This window comes from Janthinobacterium sp. BCJ23, assembly GCF_059617945.1.
In genome coordinates this window covers 1,022,141-1,041,654 of sequence record NZ_JCAQAW010000002.1, presented here as the reverse complement: position 1 = coordinate 1,041,654, position 19,514 = coordinate 1,022,141, and the positions used below count along the sequence as shown (strand labels likewise).

The window sequence follows — 19,514 nt, the reverse complement described above, 5'->3', positions numbered from 1 at the left end:
TTCCCGGGGACTTGCTAACACGGCAAGCCCCTGGGTGTGTTGCTTCAAATCAATGAATTGTTGCTTAGTGACAATCCGAGCATTTTAGTGACTGTTTTTTCCTTATATTCAAGTCATACGCTTGAATTATTGGCTATCGTCTTGCCTAGGAGGAAACATGTTGAATCAAATGAAAGTGGGGACGCGCCTGCTCGCGGCCTTCTTTTGCGTCGCGCTGATGGGGGCCATCGTGGCCGGCATCGGCATTTTCAACATGGGCAAGATCGACACCATGGCGGGGCAGATGTACAACCATGAGTTGCTGGGGCTGTCGTACATCAAGGAAGCCAATATCGCCCTGATCAAGGTGGGCCGCGCGCGCAGCAATTTCCTGCTGGCTACCACCAGCGAAGAGCGCGCCGGGCGCCAGGCCGATATCGCCAAATACCTGGAAGAGAACAGGAACAACTTGGCCAAGGCCCAGCCGCTGTTCGTCACGCCGGCCGCCAAGGAGCTGTTTGCCCGCTTCGTCACCGTTGAGGCCGAGTATGTGAGCACCTTGCAGCAGTCGCTGGCGCTGGCGGCGGCCGAGCCGCTGGCGCAGCGCAGCGCGCAGCTGACGGCGCTGCTGGCCAAGACGCGCCAGCACGCCGATGAGCTGGACGGCGTGCTCGATAAATTGTCATTGCAGAAGGAAGCGCGGGCCAAGGCGGCTGCCGAGCAGGCATCGGGCGTGTACCAGGCCAGCCGCAGCTTCATGATCGCGCTCGTGCTGGGCAGCGTGGCGGCCGGTCTGGCGCTCGGGGCGCTGATCACGCGCGGACTGACGCGCCAGCTCGGTGGCGAACCGGCGTATGCCGTCAAGATCGCTGGCGCCATCGCCGAGGGCGACCTCACCGTCGAGATCCGCACGGCAAGCCACGACAGTGCCAGCCTGCTGTTTGCCATGAAAACCATGCGCGACAAGCTCGTGGGCATCGTCAGCCAGGTGCGCTCGGGCACGGACACCATCAATACGGCCTCGGGCGAAATCGCCCAGGGCAACCTCGACTTGTCGTCCCGTACGGAAGAGCAGGCCAGTTCGCTGGAAGAAACGGCGTCGTCGATGGAGCAGCTGACGTCGGCCGTGCGGCAGAACGCGGACAATGCGCGCCAGGCCAATGCGCTGGCCGGCGCCGCGTCCGACGTGGCCGGCAAGGGCGGCGCCGTGGTGGGGCGGGTGGTGCAGACGATGGAATCGATCAATGCGTCCTCGCGCAAGATCGTCGACATCATCAGCGTCATCGACAGCATCGCCTTCCAGACGAATATCCTGGCCTTGAACGCGGCCGTGGAAGCGGCCAGGGCGGGCGAGGAGGGACGTGGTTTCGCCGTCGTCGCAGCGGAAGTGCGCAACCTGGCGCAACGCTCTGCCAGTGCCGCCAAGGAAATCAAGACCCTGATCGGCGACTCCGTCGAGCAGGTGGAAATCGGTTCCAGACTCGTGCATGACGCGGGCAAGACGATGGATGAGGTGGTCACCAGCGTGCGCCAGGTGGCCGACATCATGCAGGAAATCACGGCCGCCAGCGCCGAGCAAAGCGCCGGCATCGAGCAAGTCAACCAGGCCGTGCTGCAGATGGACCAGGTGACGCAGCAGAACGCGGCCCTCGTGGAAGAGGCGGCTGCCGCCGCCGAATCGCTGCAAGACCAGGCGCAGACCTTGACGGAACTGGTGGGCGTATTCCGCCTGCATGCCCAAGCGCAACAGATGGCCGTGCCGGCGGCCAGCAACGTCACGCCGCTGCGCCGCTCAGCGCCGGCCGCCAGGCAGGACGTGCGGCGCCTGGCCTGACAACGGCGGGCCCGGGCGCAATCGGCGCGGCGGTGGTAGGCTGTCGCTATTGCGCGTTTGCCACTTCCGGATCTTTCATGCCGTCTCCCCGCTTGCTTTGCTTATCTCTGCTGCTGTCCCTGGCGCCGCTGGCGCAGGCGCAGCAGGGTGATCCCGTCCTGCCTTACCGGCCTTCCGTGGCCAGTCCCGCCCAGCTGCCCGTGCCGGGCCAGCTGGAATTCGAGGCCGGCGGACTGCTGTCGAAAACGGACGACACGCGCCGCGCCAGCCTGCCTTACGCTTTCAAACTGGCGTTCACGCCCGAATGGGGCGTGCTGCTCGAAGGCGAGGGTGTTGTGCGCGCGCGCGATGACACGGGGCGGCGCGAGACGGGCGTGGGCGACACGACGGTCGTGCTCAAGCGCGCCTTTTTGCTCGACAGCGCCACGGCGCTGGGCCTGGAGCTGGGCTGGAAGTTGCCGACGGCCAAGGACAGCATCGGCAGCGGCAAGAGCGATGTGTCGCTGAACGGCATCGTCAGCCGCGACTTGGGCGCCGTGCACGTGGACGCCAACCTGAACGCCACGCGCCTGGGGGCGTCCGACCCGGATACGTGCAGGGTGCAAACGGGCTGGGCGACCTCTTTTTCCACGCCCGTCAGCGGCCGCTGGGGCGCCACGGCCGAAGTGTCGGGCACGCGCCTGCGCGGTGCGCCGTCCACGGCGCAGCTGCTGCTGGCCGCCACCTACAGTCCCACGCCACGGCTGGCCATCGATATCGGCATGGCGCGCGGCTTGACGGCGGCGTCGCCGGACTGGTCGCTGTTCAGCGGTGTGGTCGTGCCCTTGGGCAAACTGTGGTGAGATTGCGACGGAGTTCCTTATGTGTCCTTGCGAACAAACAGTTAGTCACACAAGGTCTACAATGACGGCATAACTAAAAGGAGTGTCACCATGAAAACCCTGATTCTTGCTGCCGCCTTGCTGTCGGCAGCTACCGCTGCCGTCGCCCAGGTCGGCGTCTCCGTTACCGTCGGCCAGCCAGGCTTTTACGGACGCCTCGATATCGGCGACTATCCCGCGCCGCAACTGATCTATGCCCAGCCCGTCATCGTACAGCGCCCGCAATACTATTCGGCCCGTCCGATCTATCTGCGCGTGCCGCCCGGCCATGCCAAACACTGGTCCAAGCACTGCCGCAAGTATAATGCCTGTAACCAAGAGGTATATTTCGTCCAAGATAGTTGGTATAACAACCAATATGTGCCCCGTTACCGCCAGCAGCATGGCGACCATGGCCGTCCCGATTACGGCGACCGCGGCCGTCACGACTACAAGCATGATGACAAGCGCGACAAGCATGAAGGCAAGCGCGACAAGCATGATGACCATCCGGGCAAGGGCCATGGCAACGGCAATGGCCGCGGCAACGGCAACGGGCACAAGGATTAACAGGCAGGAGGATATTTGCATAGTAAAATCGTTATCGTAGGAGGAGGTGCGGGCGGCCTGGAGCTGGCCTGCAAACTCAGCCGCAAGCTCGGCCCCGGCCAGGTCACCCTGGTCGACAGCCGCCTGTACCACATCTGGAAACCGTCGCTGCATGAAGTGGCGGCCGGCACCCTGGACATTCATCAAGAGGGCCTGTCGTACCAGATGCTGGCGCATGACAATGGTTTTACCTATGTCTATGGTCCCTTGATCGCGCTCGACGCCGGCTCGAACAGCCTCACCGTGGGCGCCATCGCCACGGACAAGGACGAGCAGCTCTTGCCGCAGCGCACTGTCAGCTATGACCAGCTGGTGCTGGCCGTGGGCAGCACGTCGAATTACTTCGGCGTGCCCGGCGCCAAGGAAAACACGATTTCCCTCAATGCCACGGAAGACGCGGAACGTTTCCGTCTGACCCTGCTGAAACTGCTGGCCATGGCCGAGCAGCGCCAGGGCGACGCGGGCCATCCCGGTGTCGACATCGTCATCATCGGCGGCGGCGCCACGGGCGTCGAGTTGGCGGCCGAATTGCGCGAAGCGAGCGGCGTGTATGCCGCGTATGGTTTTCAGAATCTCAACGCCATCAAGGATGTACGCATCACCCTGCTCGAAGGGGCGCCGCGTATCTTGGCACCGCTGCCCGAGCGCGTCTCCATTGCCGCCTCGAAACTGCTGCACCAGCATGGCATCACCGTGGTGACCGATACGCGCGTCACCACGATCGAAGCGGACAAGGTGACGGTGGCCAGCGGCACCAGCTATGCGGCCGACATCTGCGTGTGGGCCGCCGGCATCCGCGCGCCGGAATTCCTCGCCACTTTGGGCTTGCCGACCAACCGTTCCGGCCAGCTGGAAGTGACGGGCATGCTCAACGTGCAGGGCCATGCGAATATTTTCGCGCTGGGCGACTGCGCTGCCTGTATGGGGCCGGACGGCAAGCTGGTGCCGCCGCGCGCCCAGGCTGCCCACCAGCAAGCCGATTACCTGCTGAAAACATTCCTGCTGCAAGCGAAGGGCAAGCCGCCGCAAACGAAGCCATACGAATACCTGGACTACGGTTCGCTCGTGTCGTTTGGCCGCACCACCTCCGTCGGCACCCTGATGGGATCGCTGAAGGGCCTGAGCTGGTTCGTCGAAGGCTTTGTCGCGCGCATGATGTATGTGAGCCTGCACCTGATGCACCACAATGCCGTGCTGGGCAGCGTGCGCACGGCCGTCATGGCCATGGGCCGTTTCCTGATCAAGCGCAGCACGCCGCAGGTCAAGCTGCATTGATGTGCGGTAAGTAGGGAAATCCAACGGGGCCGCAGGGCCCCGTTTTTTATGGGAGCGTACGCATTGCGCGAGTGGCGTTGGCCGGGAACCGCAGCGCCGTCCCGCGGTCATAACAAGGGCAAGCACACGCGCCATGAGCGGACAGCTTGATGAGGGGAGGCAGGCATGCCATCACGCTTACTGCAAGTCATTGCCCTGACCTTGACGGCCCTGGGGCTCGCGCCGGGTGCCGCCCATCTGCTGGAACTGCCCGTCAAGCTGGCGTATCCGCCAGCGCTGTATGCGCAGATGACAAGCACGCTGTATGCCCTGTTTGGCCCGGTAGGGGGCGCCGTCCAAATGGCCGCCATGGTGACCGTGGCCGTGCTGGCTTTTCGCTCCAGGCGCCTGCCCCAGGGGAGCCTGCTGGCTGCCTCGGCAGCCGCACTGCTTGCCTCCTTGCTGCTGTGGGCTTTCCTTGTCGCCCCCGTCAATGGGGAGTGGGGGAGTAGCGCCGACGTGAGCCAGGCGGAGTTCGCCGCAGCCTATGCGCGCCTGCGTGCACGCTGGGAGTATGGCCACGTGGCGGCCTTCATTGCCTGGTTCGCTGGCTGGCTGGGCATGGCCGCCGCCTTCACCATGCCGCCTCCTGTGGGTGCGGGCGTTCGCTTGCAGCCTTGACGCAAGAAGGGCCGCAAGATGCAGCCCTGGTTCCTGCCTTGACGCCGGTTGTTATTTGCTGCGCGGAATTGGCGCCGCTTCGCAGCGGCCCCGTGTCATGGGGAAGTCGATAGTGGTGAGCTTGCCCTTCAAGGTGCCGGTAATGCTGGCGTGCAAGATGCGCTCGCTGTCGTGGCGGTAGATGATGCGGCTCGGGAAGTCATTGTCCAGGTTGGCGAAGATGAATTCATTCGGCTTGTCCTGGCGCAGCAGGTTGAAGATCACGGGCGGCTGGCCCGACGGCTGCACGATGTAGGCCAGCTGGCCCGGCTCGGTGAGGCGGATCTGCACGAATTCAAACGCCGTCGTCTTGCCGCCCTTGACGGTGCGGCTGGTGCCGAGGATGGTGCCGCCGGCAGCCGTGCTCCATTGTTCTCCGGAACCGGGTTCGGCGCCGTCGACGTTCCAGCAGCCAGCCAGCCAGGCCAGCTTGTCCACGGTTTCCGGCGGCGGCACGGTATTGTCGGCGGCCTGGGCGGTACTCATGGCCAGCAGCGCTGCCAGCAGGGTGGGGATCAGTCCTTGCATGCGGTCTCCTGTCGTCGAATCGTTCTGCGGTCCGGGGTGCCCCGGCAGTGTTCTGGCTTGATGTGGCCTGGCAAAGACTATTCTTTCGGAGCCACACGCGGCAAGACGACGGTCAGGGCCGTGCCGCCTTGCGGATTGGCCGCCAGGCTCAGGCTGCCACCGAGGTAATGCACGCGCTCGCGCACGGAGCGCAGGCCGTGCTTGCTCATTTCGACGGGCTCGCTGGCGGGCAAGCCCACGCCGTCATCCTTGACGGTCATCATCAGCGCTTCGTCATTGTCGTCGATGATGATGTCCACTTGCGTGGCATTGGCGTGCGCGGCGATGTTGCCGAGCGCTTCTTCCAGGGTGCGCAGCAGGGCCACGCCCACGTTGCGCGGGCAAATCAGTTCATCTTCGGGCAGGCTGCAGCGCACGGTGATGTTGTGCTGTTCGGCAAATTGCGTGGCCAGCTCGCCCAGCGCGACATTCACGCCGAGAAACTCGAGCTTGTCGTTCCACAGCTTCATCTGCATCTGGCGGTTGGTCTCGATCACATTGAGCAGCAATTGCTTCATGGTCGCCGCGCGGTCGAGCAAGGCTGCTTCCTGCGGCATCTTTTGCGTCAGCAGCGACAGGTGCATGGTCAGTGCCGTCAGCGACGAGCCGAGACTGTCGTGCAGCTGGCGCGACAGGGCGCGCCGTTCATTGTCCCAGCTGGTGTTGACATGGCCGAGCAACTCGCTGAGATCGGCGGCGCGTTCCGCATCGGCCTGGGCCGTTTCCTTGTTCGGATCTATTTGTGCGGACATAGCGCCCCGTGAATGGTGAAAGGTGGACCAAATTCAAGTTGTGGATCATACATGATGATTTCATCGCGGGGCGCATGGATGGAAAATTTCTGTCTTTTCGGCAATTTTGATCTCCTTCCATCACTTTTATATTGTAGGCAATATTATCGTTTGCGCCAGCAGCTGCCGTTCCTGCCGTTACGTACGGCTGCGCACATACCGGGGCGCCGCACACTGCCATAGTGGTGTCATGCATTTTCTCCATGCAGCACAGGCCCGCTTACCGAAACGAAAGGACATGCCATGAATATCGATACCATCGTCGACCAGGAATACGCCGACAAAAGCTTCCGCGACATCGTCAATGCGCCCATCAGCGCCCTGCGCGGCGTCAGCCCGAAAGATGCCAAGGCCTTGCAGCAAGCGTTTGGCGTGCACACCGTGCGCGAACTGGCCAACCTCAATTTCGTCAAATGGGCCAGCGCATTGGCCATCCTGGCCGATGAAGAGGGCATGAGCGGCGAAGAGCGGGCCAAGGAAGAGCTGCTCGACGACGCCGTGGAAATGACCTTCCCCGCCAGCGATCCGATTTCCGTCGATGCCGGTATCACGCGCATCGAAGTGCCGCCGGAAACGGTCGATGCGCAAACGGACCACCAGCATGCGGGCCAGCATGAGGCAGCCGCTGGCAAGAAATAACGCATCCTGCGCATAAAAAAACCGGCTGGCCGTGAAGGCTTGCCGGTTTTTTTGCGTGCTGTGCGGTAAGAAAAACTCAGGCGATCGACGGGATGTTGTTTTTTTGCATGTTTACTTGCGACTGCGCGGCGATCACCTCGTGCGGGATGCAGCAAAAGCGGTTCTTGCCGGCACGCTTGGCTTCGTACAGGGCCGTGTCCGCCGCTCCCAGCAGCGAGTCGACGGTACTGGCGTCGTCCGGGTAGATGGCGATGCCGATGCTGGTCGACAGGCGCAGGGTCAGGTCGTTGATGAAATACGGCTCGGAAATGACTTCGATCAGCTTGGCGGCCGGTTCGCGCGCGTCGCCCTTGCCGGCCAGGTTGCCCAGCACGATGACGAACTCGTCGCCACCGATACGCGCCACCGTATCTTCCTTGCGTGAGGCGCCCACCAGGCGGGCCGCCACCATTTTCAGGATTTCATCGCCATAGCCGTGGCCGTAACTGTCGTTGATGGCCTTGAAGCCGTCCAGGTCCAGGTACAGGATGGCCGACTTGCCGCGGCTGCGGGCCGATTGCTGCAAGGTATGCTCGATGCGGTCTTCGAGCAGGCGCCGGTTCGGCAAGCCCGTCAGCGGGTCGTGCAGCGCCAATTCCTGCTGCTGCTTGCTGTATTGCGCCAGTTCCTTGTACAGCAGGCGCACTTCCAGCATGTTGTGGATGCGCTTGTGCACTTCCATCAGGTCGAAGGGTTTGCTGATGAAGTCGCGCGCGCCCGCTTCCAGGGCGGCGATCTTGAAACTCGGTTGGGCCGTCAGGGCCAGCACGGGCAGGTAGCCGCCATGCTCGATTTCCTTCAAGCCTTTCATGACCTGGAAACCATTGAGTTCCGGCATTTGCAGATCCAGCAAGATCAGGTCGTAGCAATGCTCCCGGTGCAGGGGGCAAACCTGGGCCGGACGCATGGTGGCCGTCACATTGGTATAGCCGGCATCGCGCAGGATTTCCAGCATCAGGTCAACATTGTCGGGTGAATCATCGACGACCAAAATTTTGGCTTTCAAAATCTCATCTTGGCTGGGCATGTAAGGTCTCGGTTATACGGTCTATGCAACGCTGGCTTCTACCGCAGATGATAGGCTGACGGCTGTGGAAAGATAGTAGCGCCTTGCAACAAGATAGGGCGCACAACAGCGCATGAGTTCGCTTCTGCCGTTCTCGCCGGCCAGGGCCGCCGTCTCCGGCCTGCCGTGCAGGTGTGCTTCTGCATTTCAGTGTAGCAAACTTTCGCTTAGTTGCTTGTAGGACAGTGCCGCGTCTGAAAGTAGGAAGGCTAACCCATGAAAATAGTCATTTTGTACTGCACTATGTATTTCTTTGCATCATCTTTTTAGGGTGGTGTATTGCGGCCCTGTTCAGGGCGGGGGGGCGTTCCGCGCTGCGCGGCCAGCTGCGCCACGGCCGCCAGCAGTTCTGCCGGGTCTATCGGTTTCGAGATCCAGGCCTGGAAACCGCTGGCCAGCGCCCGCTGGCGGTCCTGCGGTTGCGCGAACGCCGTCAGCGCCAGTGCCGGCAGACTGGCGGCATCGGGGGAGGCATGCGCACGGATTTGCGCCAGCAAGTCGAAACCGTCGGCGTCGGGCATGCCGATGTCGCTGACCAGCACATGCGGGCGCACCTGGTCCAGCAGTTGCAGCGCTTGCGCCACGCTGCCCGCGCCATGCACGTCGGCGTGGCTGTCGCGCAGGATGCGCGCCGTCAGTTCGCGCGCATCGGCCTCGTCATCGACCAGCAGCACCGTAACGCCGCGCAAGTCGTGGCTGGCGGACAGCTCGCCGCCCTTCGGGCGCGCCGGTGCGGCCCGCGTCCCCAGTGGCAGGCGCACGGTAAAGCTGGCGCCCTGCATGTCGCCGGCGCTGCTGACCGTGACCGTGCCGCCATGCTGCTCCACCAGGTGCTTGACGATCGCCAGCCCCAGCCCCAGGCCGCCATGGCGGCGCGTGGTGGAGGCGTCGGCCTGGCGGAAGCGGTCGAACACGTGGGGCAGGAAGTCTTTCTTGATGCCGACGCCGTTGTCGGCCACCGTGATGGCCAGGCGGCTCGCCTCGCGGCGCACGCCGATCTCGACCCGCCCCCCTTGCGGCGTGAACTTCAGGGCATTCGACAGCAGGTTCCAGATCACTTGCTGGATACGGCTGGGGTCGCCCGTGATGGTGCCCGCATCGCTGGCGATGTTGCTGTGGATGGCGATGTGCTTGGCGTCGGCCGCCGGGCGCAGGGTTTCGATGGCCGAGGCGATGATGCTGGCGGGCACGATGGTTTGCAGGTCCAGCAGCACCTTGTCTGAGGTGATGCGGCTCATGTCGAGCAAGTCTTCGATCAGTTGCGCCTGCGCGCGCGCATTGCGTTCGATGCTTTGCAGGCCCCGGTGCAGGTCGGCCTGGTCGCGCGTGCCGCGCCGCAGCACCTGGGCCCAGCCCAGGATGGCCGACAGCGGCGTGCGCAGTTCGTGCGACAAGGTGGTGAGGAAATCGTCTTTCAGCTGGTTCGTGCGCTCGGCGTCGGCGCGCGCCTCGCGTTCGCTGTCGAGCAGCACCTTGCGCTCTTCGGCGGCGCGCGTGGCGGCCGCGTACAGGCGCGTATTGTCGAGCGCGACGGCGGCCTGGGCCGCGATGGCCGACACGATGCGTTCGCTGCGCGCGCTGAACATGCCCGCTTGCGGATGGCCGAGCAGCAAGCGCCCCAGCAACAGGCCCGAGCGCGAACTGACGGGCAGGCTCAGGCAGCTGCGCAGCGGCGGCGCGGCGCCGGCGCTGGCGTCGGGCGCGGCCAGCAAGTCGTTCTGGCGCATGGCCGCTCCCTGGCGCAGTTCCGTGGCGATGGCATCGGCCTCGCGCAGGCTGATGCCGTTGACGGCGCGTGCCGATGGCAGGGGAGCGACGCTGTCGTGGACCTCGCCCGCATCGTCATAATAAAAGGCGCCGAAGCGCGCGCCGCTGATGCGCGTGGCCGCATCGACGGTTTCCTGCAGCAGGGCCGGCAAATCGAGGGTGCTGGCCAGGGCCGCGCCCGTATTGTTGAGCAACTCGAGCACGCGCGTTTCATCGCGCAAGGCTTCCTGCGCGCGCTTGACCTGGTCGACGTCGGTGCTCGTGCCAAACCAGCGCAGCAGCTGGCCGCCCTGGTCGCGTACGGGATTGGCGCGCGTCAGGAACCAGCGGTACTGGCCGTCGGCGCCACGGATGGGGAACTCCATTTCGAAGGGCGTGCCATCGCGCAAGGCGGCCTTCCACGCTTGCAGCATGGGCGGCAGGTGCTGCGCCTCATAGGCGATGCTCCAGCCGTCGCCCGCCATCTGCTCGGCAGTGGTGCCCGTGTAGTCGTGCCAGCGCTGGTTGTACCAGGCAATGGTGCCGTCGAAGCTGGCGATCCAGGCCAGTTGCGGGATGGAATTGGCCAGCGCGCGCAAGTCTTCCTCGCTGTGGCGCAAGGTTTCCTCGGTCGCCTTGCGCTGGCTGATGTCCTGGATATACGTGGTCAGTCCGTCGCTGGAAGGGAAGATGCGCACGTCCAGCCAGCGTCCCAGCGGCGGATACAGCAGTTCGAAACTGCTGCTGTGCTGCTGCGCCATGGCGCGCCGGTACTGCGTTTCCAGTTCCGTACCCAGCAGGTCGGGGCAGGCTTGCCACAGGTTCTTGCCCGTCAGGCTCGCGCCAGGCGCGTGCTGCGGCGCCAGCATGGCGGCGCCGCGCGTATTGAGGTAGCGGATGGTCCAGTCGCGGTCGAGCAGGCAAAAGCCGTCGGTAATACTTTCTAGTAAGTTGGACAGGCGCTCGTCGGAGAGGCTCAGCGGCGCTGATGGGGGAAGCAGGTCTTGCTCGCGGTCATGCTTGGCCATCGGAAATCCTGCAACAGTGAGTCTGCCGCACGGGCACTTGCCCCGCCGGGCCGCCGCTAAGCTCAGTTAAATAGGTCATGATGCTCAATGCCCGCCGTCATGCATTAGGGGAGGCACAAACGCCCCTGTCTGGCTGGTATTGTAGCCCCAAGCGGCGCGCCGCCACCGCACGCTTGCGCGCCGCCTGCAGATAGCACTGGACAGGCTGGAAAGCAGTCCCTATAATCCCGCTTCTTTCGAGACAGCAACTTCTCGATTCGCTGGGCGCCACTGTGAAAGCAGAAGTGTCCACCGATAAAAAGGCGTGCGCTTTTTGGCAGTGAAAAGGTAGTCGATGGAGCGGGGCGGTATTCTGCAAAATCAGCTAAGCGATTGAAAAATCGAACTTTTCAAAGCGAAATGAATACGCTATAATGTTTGCCTGCGCGGCTGTAGCTCAGCTGGATAGAGTACTTGGCTACGAACCAAGGGGTCGTGGGTTCAATTCCTGCCAGCCGCACCAGAATACTGAAAATCAGACTTTGCCTGGTTTTGTTGTAACAAGTTTCACCTCCATGTTGTTAATGGAATGTTGTAGAAGTTTTGCGGCTGTAGCTCAGCTGGATAGAGTACTTGGCTACGAACCAAGGGGTCGTGGGTTCAATTCCTGCCAGCCGCACCAGTATTGCCAAGATGAAGTTTGCTTCGTCTTGATGAAAGTTTCAAGCTTCGCGCCGTCCGGCGAAGTGTGTCAGAGTTTGCGGCTGTAGCTCAGCTGGATAGAGTACTTGGCTACGAACCAAGGGGTCGTGGGTTCAATTCCTGCCAGCCGCACCAGTATCAGCAGTAGTGAAAAAACCCGGAAAGTTCGCTTTCCGGGTTTTTTTTCGTCCTGACGGTGCCTTGGCAGCGACCACGCTGGCAGCCTGGGCAATTGTGAAATATCCGCACGACGCCCTTTGCCATTCTGCAAAGCCCTGCTATAATCTTGTCTTAGGCGGCTGTAGCTCAGCTGGATAGAGTACTTGGCTACGAACCAAGGGGTCGTGGGTTCAATTCCTGCCAGCCGCACCAGAATATTGGGGGTCAGATTGTAAAATCTGATCCCCTTTTTCGTTTCCGAACGGATTTACGCCAAGTCTTTGGCGCCGTGCCGGTATTGCAGGCGAAACGCGCGCGGCGTGACGTGCTTGGCGGCGCGGAACTGGCGGTTGAAATGCGCGAGGTTGCGGTAGCCCGCCTCTTGCGCGATGACGGCAATGGCGAGATTGCTTTCGATCAGCTGTTGGCAGGCGCGCCCGATGCGCAGCCGCGCCAGATACTCGCCCGGCGTGCAATGCGCGTGGCGCTTGAAGCAGCGGTGAAACGCGCCCAGCGACAGGGCGGCCCGCTGTGCCAAGGTTTCCAGTGCGATCTCTTCCCGGAAATGCGCGTGCATGAAGTCAAACACGATGGCCATGCGCTTTTGCTGCCCATCGGCATGCATCGGCGCCTGTGCTGTCGAGGCCAGCGGCCGCGCGGTGCCATCGGCCGCCAGGTCCAGCAGCACGTCGAGCAGCAGCGGCAGGCGCTGCGGCACGGGCAGGGCATTCAGTTGCAGCAGTTGATGGGCGCAGCGCGTGCTCGCGTCCGCTGAAAAATGCAGGGCCGGGCCGGCACGGGCCGCCAGCTGCCGCACGCCGTGCAACTCCGGAAAACAGGCCACCAGCTGCTCCACCCACTCGAGCGAAAACCACACGACGAGGGCCAGCATCGGTTGCGCGCTGTCGATGCGCTCGCTGGCCGACCACGTGTGCGGCAAATTCGGCCCAAGCAGCACCAGGTCGCCCGGTTCGAAGTCGCCCAGATGGTCGCCGATGTAGCGCTGCCCCCGCGCATTCACGGTCAGGGTCAGCTCGAATTGCGGGTGGTAATGCCAGATGAAGGGAATGGCATCGAGTTCGCGCCACAGCAAGCCCCAGGAGTGGCCCGTCGGGATCGTGACTTGTTCGAATAAAGGCGTCATCGTGACGTTTATTAGCTATGGATGATCAGGATAGTATCAGTATTGGTCGCTCCGCACGCATTTCCCTCTAATCTTCCGTCGCACAATCTGTCTCACACCAATACAGGAGACAGCGATGCAAGACCAGGTTCAGTATGTAAACCCGCAGTACGGCGAAGACCGGCCCGGCAACCCGTCCGTGGCCTACACGGAACAAACCCAGTTGCGCGACATCCGGAAACAGCTGCCGCTGCGCGTGCTGTCCGACAGCGACTTCTTGCACTGGCAAACCTACGGCTACGTCATCGTCAAGGATGCCGTATCGCCCGAGCAGGTGCGCCGCACAACGGACTTTCTGTGGGAATTCCAGGGACTCGATGAGAACGACCCGGCCACCTGGAACCGGGACCAGTTGCGCGACCACGCGATGAAGGAACTCAACGGTTCCGGCATGGTCGAGGCGTATCACAACCAGACCCTGTGGGACAACCGCCAGACCCAGCGCGTCTATGACGCCTTTGTCGACATCTGGGACCGCGAAGACCTGTGGGTGACGATCGACCGCGCCAACCTGAACACGCCGAACAATGGCAAGCGCAAGTTTGGCGGCTTCATCCACTGGGATGCCGACACCACGCTCGACCCGCTGCCCGTCAACGTGCAAGGCGTGCTGGCCCTGTCCGATACGTCGCCCGAGAGCGGCGGTTTTCAATGCTATCCGGAACTGTTCAACAACTTGCTGGCGTGGCGCAAGACCGTGCCGGCGGATCGCAATCCATGGCAGCCGGACCTGGCGACCGTGCCGTACCCGATGGAATTCATCGCCATGAAGAAAGGCGAGTTACTTATCTTCAACAGCCTGCTGGCGCACGGCATCCGCCCGAATACGTCGACGGACCAGGTGCGCCTGGCCCAATACATTTCCTTTACGCCGGCCCAGGAAGACAATCAGTCCCTGCGCGACTGGAGGGTGCAAAGCTGGCGCGAGCGCAGCGCGCCGCAGGGCTATGCGTTTCCCGGCGACCCCGAGGAAAAGGAAAAGCTGCGTTATCCGCAAGCGCGCCTGACGGAGTTGGGCGGGAAAATTCTCGGCGCGCGCGCTTGGTAAGTATGGCGGCATTGCCTGCCGGATAGACAATTGCAGGCAAATGCACGATCATGGCTTGACTTGCCATCGACCGAGGAAACGCATGAGTATCATCACCAGCATCGAAGACTTGCGCGTGCTGGCCCAGAAACGGGTGCCGCGCATGTTTTACGACTACGCCGATTCCGGCTCCTGGACGGAGTCGACGTACCGCGCCAACAACAGCGATTTCGCCAAGATCAAATTCCGCCAGCGCGTGGCCGTCAACCTGGAAAACCGCAGCCTGGCTTCGACCATGGTGGGCCAGCACGTATCGATGCCGGTAGCCCTGTCGCCCACAGGCCTGACGGGCATGCAGCATGCGGATGGAGAAATCCTTGCGGCCCAGGCGGCCGAGCGCTTCGGCGTGCCGTTCACCCTGTCGACCATGAGCATCTGTTCGATCGAGGACGTGGCGGCGAACACGACAAAGCCGTTCTGGTTCCAGCTATACGTGATGAAGGACCGTGAATTCATCAACCGCCTGATCGACCGCGCCAAGGCGGCCAAGTGCGGCGCGCTCGTATTGACCCTGGACTTGCAGGTGCTGGGCCAGCGCCACAAGGACTTGCGCAACGGCCTGTCGGCGCCGCCGAAGCTGACGATTCCGAACATCCTCAACATGGCCACCAAGCCGCGCTGGGTGGCGGGCATGCTGGGCACGAAGCGGCGCGGTTTTGGCAACATCGTCGGCCACGCCACGTCCGTGTCCGACATGTCGTCGCTGTCGGCATGGACGCAGCAGCAGTTCGACCTGAGCCTGTCGTGGGCGGACGTGGAATGGATCAAGCAGCGCTGGGGCGGCAAACTGATCATCAAGGGCATCATGGACCCCGAAGACGCGCGCCTGGCCGTCGAAAGCGGCGCCGACGCGCTGATCGTCTCGAACCACGGCGGTCGCCAGCTCGATGGCGCGCAATCGTCGATCGAAGCCTTGCCCGCCATCGTCGACGCCGTCGGCAGCCAGATCGAAGTGCACATGGACGGCGGCATCCGCTCGGGCCAGGACGTGATCAAGGCCGTGGCCCTGGGCGCGAAAGGCGTGTACATCGGCCGCCCGTTTTTATACGGCCTGGGCGCCATGGGCGGGCCGGGCGTGACCAAATGCCTGGACATCATCCGCAACGAGCTGGACCTGACGATGGCCTTTTGCGGCTTGCGCGACTTGCAGCAGGTGGATAAAAAGATCCTGCTGCCGGGCACGTTTTAAGGCCAGTGGGGCGGCAATTGCCTGGCCGTGCTGTCGCGTATCAGCGCCGGATGGAGGCCAGTCTGCCATTTGTGAAAAGCAAGGAACGCCTGCTTTCGTATAGCCACTCTTCGTGCGCGCCGGCCGCATCGGATTTTTTGTGAATGCTGACAGGTTTTCCCCAGCCGGAGGCGCGTACCTGCTTCGCGCTCATGCCAATGTTGACGTCGCCTTTTGCTCGCAGGGCGGTCTCGAAGATAATTTCCAGGATGCCTTCTTTGGCCTCTGCTATCTCGATATCTTTGGGCGGCGAGGTGAAAAGATACTCGACAAAATCCAACCGCGAGCGTTTGGCCGGATCGTAGACATTGCGAAATAGCGTCAGCGGTCCCGGCCTGGACTCGAATAGATAGAAGGAGAGTTCCAGCGCCGCGTCCTTGTCATCTTCGAAGACGATCCGCGCATAGTGCCGGAAGTCTTTATCTACATAGCTATGCACGGTGAAACTCGTCGTTTCCGTGACGACAAACTTTTTTCCAGCGGGATTCCCGTCCTCGTCCAATTCCTGGAACTCATAGCGCGAGATGGCTTGTGGATTGGGAACGATCCAATACCTGGTCTGTTTCAAGGACTCAAGCATCAATTTGGCCGCTGCCTCGTTCTTTGTCCGCGCGGCATCGACCGGCGCATATTGCCCCTGTGCGGATCCAGCCAGCAAGGCAAGCAGAATGGCCAGGCCGCTGCCGGCGAACTTCATTATTTTCACGGAGTGCTGTCCTGTTTCTTATTGTGAGACATGCAGAGTATCAGCCGAAACGAAGACATGTCAAAAAAAGCATCCTGGTCGAAAGTACACAAGCTCTTGCCGACAGCCAGCCAGGAAACATTAACGGCTTGTTTGAACGATGTAAAAACCTTCCGAAGCATCTGGCGGCACGAAGTGGCGCGTGATGGCGTCAAAATCAGCGTCGCTGGTGGAAAACGGGTGCAACCCGCTTTCATTGCGCTGGCGCAAGCGCGCCTTGCATTCTTCGTCCGGCACGTCCAGATAGTGCAGCACGTGCGCCACGTCCGCCTGCTGGAACAGCTCGCGCATCCAGGCGCGGCTGGCCGGCGTATTGGCGGGGAAATCGAGCACGACGGACACGTCCGCCTGCAGCATCTGCAGGGCCAAAGGAGCGATGGCCGCACGCAGCCGCGTAGCGCACGCCACGTAATCGGCCAAGCTGGCGATCTGGCCCGGATACAGCTGCGCCAGCAGGCTGTCTTCGCTGATGCGCACGGTCTGTGGCGCGCTGGCCAGCCGGGTTGTCAGAGTGGATTTTCCGGACGCGATCTTGCCGCAGACGAGGTGCAGGGTGGGGGAAGCGGGGGTGCTGGAAGTTGGGGGCATGGTCGCTCGCTAAAAAAGAAATGAAACCTGCGAGACGGTTTGACCAGTGACTGCACATCAAAGCCGCCTCTCAGGCGGCTTTGGCAATCACACTGCTGCTAAGCCACCATCGTTGGAATGGCGGCAATAATCGATGGCAGGGGAGGGAGTGGCGATTGCATGGGGCAACGATGCCATGCGATGGGCCGCGCTGTCAAGCCTCCCTTATGCGCGGCCATTTTCTTGGTCCATGGATGGAAAGCTTGTCGCGACATTATGGCTGCGGTTGCGATATGGCCGCGCGCTGGCTGGGCCGCAGCAGGTAGACGCCATACAGGCACAAGGGCAGCACGGCCAGCAGGGCGATATACGGCAGGATGGACGCGCCGTCTTCGGCCGGGTTCGGCAAGGTGGCCGTCACCAGTGCGTAATCCCATATCCCATGCACGAGTACCATCGGCCATATCGAACGGGTGCGCAGGCGGATGGCCGCATAGCCGACACCCTGCAAGGTGGCGGCCACAGCTTGCCACAAGGCGCCGCTGACGTCGCCCGTGGCCAGGCCGTTGGCCGTATGGGCCAGGCCGAACAGCGCCGAAGAAATCAGGACGGCCGGCCAGACGGCGTAGCGGTCCAGCATGCCCTGCAGCAAGATGGCGCGGAACATCAGTTCTTCCGAGATGGCCACCAGCGCCGCATTGCACGCGACGATCAGCAGCACGCGCGGCTGCGGCCAGCCGCCGGCCCAGGCCAGCAACAGCATCAGCAGCGCATACAGCAGGGGTGGCCAGACGAGCCACAGCGTTTTCCACGGCTGCGGCGCGCACAAGCCCGCTTCGCGGAGCTGTCGCGACGCCAGCAGCAGCGCCAGCGCGAACAGTGCGGCCAGCGCCCACGACAGGCCGATACGGCCGGTGACGGCTGCGCCCGGCAAGGCGTAGCCGGCGGCTTCCAGCCAGCGGCCGCCCATGCTCAAGCCCAGCCAGACGGCCAGTGCGATGAGGGACAGCGGCATGGTGAGAGCGATTCTTTTCCCGGACATAAGCGGCCTCATGCTGCTGCTACGCCGCCGCTGACGCGGTTGCGGCCCGTGTTTTTCGACTGGTACAGCAAGGCATCGGCCTCGCGTATCAGCTCGCTGCTATCTGTGGGGCGGTCTTGGCCAGGCTGGAGCGTGGCCGCGCCCAGGCTGACGGTCACGACTGCGTTCGCGCTGGCCGCGTGGGGAATCTGCAAGCCTTCCACGGCCGCCCGGATCGCTTGCGCGACTTCCAGGGCGCCCGCCGCGCCGGTGCCGGGCATGATGACGGCGAACTCTTCGCCGCCGTAACGGGCCGCCAGGTCTTCGGCCCGGCCGACGCTGCGCGCCACGGCGCCGGAAACCGCCTGCAGGCACTCGTCGCCCGCCACGTGGCCATACTGATCGTTGAATTTCTTGAAGAAATCCACGTCCAGCATGATCAGCGACACTTCGTGCCCGCTGCGCTGGGCGCGCTTCAATTCATGCGCCAAGGTCTCGTCGAAACAGCGGCGGTTGGCCAGCCCCGTCAAGCCGTCCTGCGAGGCCCGCGCCGCCAGGTCCGCATTGGCGTGCCGCAGCTCCGTCGTGGCCACGCGCAGGCTGGCTTCGATATGGTCGCGTACGGCAATCTGCCGCATCAGCTTGCGGAACAGGTAGATCAGCGCCGCGCCTGCCGCCAGCGACGCCAGCACGATTTGCATGCTCAAGCGCTGCCATTCGGCGAAAATATCTTCCTCCGATAGTCCCGCCGCCACGATGACGGGAAAGCGCTGCAGGTGGCGATAGCTGTACAGCCGTTCGATTGCGTCCACCTTCGCCGTCATCATGGCCGTGCCGACAGGCCCTTTTTCTCGGTAGGCGCGCAGGACTGCACCCGACGAAATATCCATGCCGATGACGCCGGGCTGGAATGGCCGGCGGTAGATCAAGGTGCCGTCGTCGAGGGCAAAAAAGGCCGTGCCCGTATTGCCAAGGTTGAGGCTATCGTAGATGCGTTCGAAGGAGGCGAGCCCGAGGGTGACCAGCACCACGCCCGCAAAGGAGCCGTCCGCCAATTCCACCCGGCGCGACACGGGCAAGACCCATTGCCCGCTGGATTTGCTGCGTACGGGCGCGCTGATGCGGCTGCCCAGCTGCGCATGCGTCTTGTGATAAGTAAAGTAGTCGCGGTCCGCATTGTTGCCGTCCTGCCCGGCGCCGGACGAGCTGGCCAGCCAGTCTCCGCGGCTGTCAAAAATGAAGACGCCGGCAATTTCCACGATATTCTTCGACAGCTGCTGCAGATGCGATTGCAGCCGCTCGCCGGTCGCGTCATTATTGCCTTCGTTGCGGATGTGCTCGACGATATCTTCCAGCATCACATCGGCGACTTCCAGCTCCATGTACGCTTGGGTCGCCAGGGTGCGCGCCATGTGTTCCGTCGTCGCCCTCGCTTCGTGCAAGCGCACTTCGCGCGAAGACCAGACGATCCAGATGGTCATGCCAAGCAGCATGGCGCACATGCAAAAGAAGGCGATGCTGGCCCAGACGATCACTGGCCGCTTGTGCTTGCTCAAGACCTCGGGCTGCGCCGGGATGGCATCGGTATCTGCTGCTTCTTTTGTTGCGTGCATAAGCGGATCATGAAGTTGCATCAATGATATGGTGGAAATATTGCCATACTACATTAAAAGCACCGTCACAAAATTGCCACTTCGTTATAGTTGCATGG

17 protein-coding genes and 4 tRNA genes are annotated in these 19,514 nt (G+C 62.7%); 12 read left to right on the top strand and 9 right to left on the bottom strand.

The window, feature by feature from the left end; all coding sequences use genetic code 11:
• Positions 1-157 precede the first annotated feature (157 nt).
• From AC54AG_RS10720 to AC54AG_RS10700, 5 genes are all read left to right on the top strand, one after another.
• A complete protein-coding gene (locus AC54AG_RS10720; RefSeq protein ID WP_496630292.1) occupies positions 158-1,813 on the top strand; it encodes a methyl-accepting chemotaxis protein in 1,656 nt (551 codons plus the stop codon).
• Positions 1,814-1,890: 77 nt separating this feature from the next.
• Positions 1,891-2,655 carry a transporter gene (locus AC54AG_RS10715; RefSeq protein WP_496630291.1) on the top strand — a complete coding sequence of 255 codons (765 nt, stop codon included), beginning with the start codon at positions 1,891-1,893 and terminating at the stop codon, positions 2,653-2,655.
• Positions 2,656-2,745: 90 nt separating this feature from the next.
• The gene (locus AC54AG_RS10710) at positions 2,746-3,243 is read left to right on the top strand and encodes a hypothetical protein (protein WP_070301995.1); all 498 of its coding nucleotides are present in this window, start codon (positions 2,746-2,748) and stop codon (positions 3,241-3,243) included.
• Positions 3,244-3,258: 15 nt separating this feature from the next.
• A complete protein-coding gene (locus tag AC54AG_RS10705) occupies positions 3,259-4,557 on the top strand; it encodes an NAD(P)/FAD-dependent oxidoreductase (protein WP_496630290.1) in 1,299 nt (432 codons plus the stop codon).
• A gap of 165 nt (positions 4,558-4,722) precedes the next feature.
• Positions 4,723-5,217, top strand: coding sequence for a hypothetical protein (locus tag AC54AG_RS10700; protein WP_496630289.1), 495 nt, complete (start codon positions 4,723-4,725; stop codon positions 5,215-5,217).
• 51 nt (positions 5,218-5,268) lie between these two features.
• Here the strand turns inward: AC54AG_RS10700 and AC54AG_RS10695 are convergent, their stop codons facing one another.
• A complete protein-coding gene (locus AC54AG_RS10695) occupies positions 5,269-5,784 on the bottom strand; it encodes a DUF6265 family protein (protein WP_496630288.1) in 516 nt (171 codons plus the stop codon).
• Positions 5,785-5,861: 77 nt separating this feature from the next.
• Positions 5,862-6,575, bottom strand: a complete 714-nt coding sequence (locus AC54AG_RS10690) for a sensor histidine kinase (protein ID WP_331776125.1) — start codon at positions 6,573-6,575, stop codon at positions 5,862-5,864.
• Positions 6,576-6,857: 282 nt separating this feature from the next.
• Here AC54AG_RS10690 and AC54AG_RS10685 point away from each other — a divergent pair, with 282 nt between their 5' ends.
• Positions 6,858-7,253 carry a hypothetical protein gene (locus tag AC54AG_RS10685; protein WP_034754991.1) on the top strand — a complete coding sequence of 132 codons (396 nt, stop codon included), beginning with the start codon at positions 6,858-6,860 and terminating at the stop codon, positions 7,251-7,253.
• A 76-nt stretch (positions 7,254-7,329) separates the two neighbouring features.
• Here the strand turns inward: AC54AG_RS10685 and AC54AG_RS10680 are convergent, their stop codons facing one another.
• Both AC54AG_RS10680 and AC54AG_RS10675 read right to left on the bottom strand, forming a co-directional pair.
• Entirely contained in the window at positions 7,330-8,319 is a 990-nt protein-coding gene (locus AC54AG_RS10680; protein WP_034754992.1) for a GGDEF domain-containing response regulator, read from the bottom strand.
• A gap of 305 nt (positions 8,320-8,624) precedes the next feature.
• Positions 8,625-11,132: a hybrid sensor histidine kinase/response regulator gene (locus AC54AG_RS10675; protein WP_496630286.1), complete on the bottom strand. Its 2,508-nt coding sequence runs from the start codon at positions 11,130-11,132 to the stop codon at positions 8,625-8,627.
• A gap of 425 nt (positions 11,133-11,557) precedes the next feature.
• Between AC54AG_RS10675 and AC54AG_RS10670 the strand changes: the two genes are divergently transcribed.
• From AC54AG_RS10670 to AC54AG_RS10655, 4 genes are all read left to right on the top strand, one after another.
• Positions 11,558-11,634: transfer RNA gene (locus AC54AG_RS10670), tRNA-Arg, on the top strand.
• A gap of 82 nt (positions 11,635-11,716) precedes the next feature.
• Positions 11,717-11,793 (top strand) — tRNA-Arg (locus AC54AG_RS10665).
• Positions 11,794-11,871: 78 nt separating this feature from the next.
• Positions 11,872-11,948: transfer RNA gene (locus tag AC54AG_RS10660), tRNA-Arg, on the top strand.
• A gap of 160 nt (positions 11,949-12,108) precedes the next feature.
• A tRNA-Arg gene (locus AC54AG_RS10655) sits at positions 12,109-12,185 on the top strand.
• A gap of 55 nt (positions 12,186-12,240) precedes the next feature.
• Here the strand turns inward: AC54AG_RS10655 and AC54AG_RS10650 are convergent.
• Positions 12,241-13,116, bottom strand: a complete 876-nt coding sequence (locus AC54AG_RS10650) for a helix-turn-helix domain-containing protein (protein WP_496630285.1) — start codon at positions 13,114-13,116, stop codon at positions 12,241-12,243.
• Between the two features lie 115 nt (positions 13,117-13,231).
• On the opposite strand from AC54AG_RS10650, the gene AC54AG_RS10645 reads away from it, so the two are divergent.
• Both AC54AG_RS10645 and AC54AG_RS10640 read left to right on the top strand, forming a co-directional pair.
• The gene (locus AC54AG_RS10645; protein ID WP_496630284.1) at positions 13,232-14,203 is read left to right on the top strand and encodes a phytanoyl-CoA dioxygenase family protein; all 972 of its coding nucleotides are present in this window, start codon (positions 13,232-13,234) and stop codon (positions 14,201-14,203) included.
• Positions 14,204-14,285: 82 nt separating this feature from the next.
• Positions 14,286-15,431, top strand: a complete 1,146-nt coding sequence (locus tag AC54AG_RS10640) for an alpha-hydroxy acid oxidase (RefSeq protein ID WP_139089746.1) — start codon at positions 14,286-14,288, stop codon at positions 15,429-15,431.
• A gap of 40 nt (positions 15,432-15,471) precedes the next feature.
• Here AC54AG_RS10640 and AC54AG_RS10635 read toward each other — a convergent pair whose 3' ends face one another.
• From AC54AG_RS10635 to AC54AG_RS10620, 4 genes are all read right to left on the bottom strand, one after another.
• Positions 15,472-16,176: a hypothetical protein gene (locus AC54AG_RS10635; protein WP_496630282.1), complete on the bottom strand. Its 705-nt coding sequence runs from the start codon at positions 16,174-16,176 to the stop codon at positions 15,472-15,474.
• A 120-nt stretch (positions 16,177-16,296) separates the two neighbouring features.
• A complete protein-coding gene (locus tag AC54AG_RS10630) occupies positions 16,297-16,803 on the bottom strand; it encodes a P-loop nucleotide/nucleoside kinase family protein (protein WP_496630281.1) in 507 nt (168 codons plus the stop codon).
• A gap of 253 nt (positions 16,804-17,056) precedes the next feature.
• Positions 17,057-17,797, bottom strand: coding sequence for a CPBP family intramembrane glutamic endopeptidase (locus AC54AG_RS10625; protein WP_496630279.1), 741 nt, complete (start codon positions 17,795-17,797; stop codon positions 17,057-17,059).
• A 35-nt stretch (positions 17,798-17,832) separates the two neighbouring features.
• The gene (locus AC54AG_RS10620) at positions 17,833-19,416 is read right to left on the bottom strand and encodes a diguanylate cyclase (protein ID WP_496630278.1); all 1,584 of its coding nucleotides are present in this window, start codon (positions 19,414-19,416) and stop codon (positions 17,833-17,835) included.
• Between the last annotated feature and the right edge of the window lie 98 nt (positions 19,417-19,514).